The following is a 1,351-nucleotide window of genomic DNA, read 5'->3' as shown; positions in this document are numbered from 1 at the left end:
CCCGCACCCGTACCAGCCACTTCGCAGCACTCCGCCCCGCCGGATGAATCCGGCGGGGCGGAGTAACGAGGCCCGAATTAACCAACAGTGTCCTGTGAAGGGCCGGGCCACTGGCGCCGTCCGGATCAAGCCCGCACGGTGGAGGGGGAGTTGCCCGACGGAAGCGACGGTGAGCTCGCGCCGGCCGTCGACCCGGGCGCGGACGGCGCGGCCGTCGACGGCGGGATCGAGTAGACGTTCTTCGGTGAGATGATCTTGGTGATCTCGTTCGCGAACAGCGAGGACGGCTCCGAACCCTGGTACAGAACATCGGTGTTGAGCTGGAGCGCCAGCGTGCTCTGCGCCTCCGGCAGGTACACCGCGACGCTCTCGTAGCCCGGCATCGAGCCGTTGTGCCCGATCCACCCGTAGTTGCTGAACAGCCCGAAGCCGTAGCCGACGCCGGGATCGCCGGTCGGCAGGTTCTTCAGGCGCTCGGCCTGGGTGGCCGGCTTCACGAGGGTGCCGGTGGCCAGGGTCTTCGCCCAACTCTCCAGGTCGGCCACGGTGCTGATGATCGCGCCCGCGGTCCAGGCCCAGGACGGGTCCCAGTTGGTGGCGTCCGCGACGGCCCCGGTCGGCGTCTGCTCGGTGTAGCCGTGCGCGTACGGGGAGGGGATGGACTTGTCGAGGTCGGCGGGGAAGCTGGTCTGGCTCAGCGAGGCCGGCGTGATCACCTGGTCCGTGATGAACTTGCCGGCCGGCTGCCCGCCGAGCTTCTCGATCAGCTTGCCCAGGATGATGTAGTTGCTGTTGTTGTACTGGAACTGGGCGCCGGGCGGGAAGACGGCCGGGTGCTTGTACCCGTACGCGAGCAGCTGGTCCGGGGTGAACACGTGGTTCGGGTCGTTGATCAGGGTGTTCACGAAGTCCGGGTCGGAGCTGTACGGGAACAGCCCGCTGCGCATCTCGCCGAGCTGGCGCACCGTGATCCCGTCGCCGCCGGGGACGCCGTCCACGTACTTGGAGATCGGGTCGTCCAGGCCCACCTTGCCCTGGTCGACCAGGCGCAGCACGGCGGTCGCCGTGAAGGTCTTGGTCTCGCTGCCGATCCGCAGGTGGAGCGAGGGGTCCATGGGCGTCCCGGCGGTCTTGTCGGCGACGCCGAAGGACTTCAGGTACGTCCCGCCCGGCGTGATGATCCCGACGTTGATGCCGGGGACGCCGGTCTGGCTCTGCACCCGCTGGATCGCCGCGTCGAGCCTGGCGGTGACGTCCGGGGTGAGCGGCACGACGCCGCCGGGGGACGCGCTCCCCGAGGCGTACGCAGTCGCGGACGGGCTGAGCGCGGCCGGTTCGGCGGTGATCACCG

The 1,351-nt window shown here is 69.5% G+C and carries 1 protein-coding gene; it reads right to left on the bottom strand.

All coding sequences use genetic code 11. From position 1 onward, the window contains the following. Positions 1–125: 125 nt before the first annotated feature. On the bottom strand, positions 126–1,351 hold a 1,226-nt coding region (locus AB0O00_RS39715), incomplete at its 5' end, for a serine hydrolase domain-containing protein (protein ID WP_363659531.1).

The sequence above is a fragment of the Kitasatospora sp. NPDC093558 genome, assembly GCF_040683475.1.
In the GTDB taxonomy this organism is placed as follows: domain Bacteria; phylum Actinomycetota; class Actinomycetes; order Streptomycetales; family Streptomycetaceae; genus Kitasatospora.
This window is presented reverse-complemented; position numbering and strand designations above follow the sequence as displayed.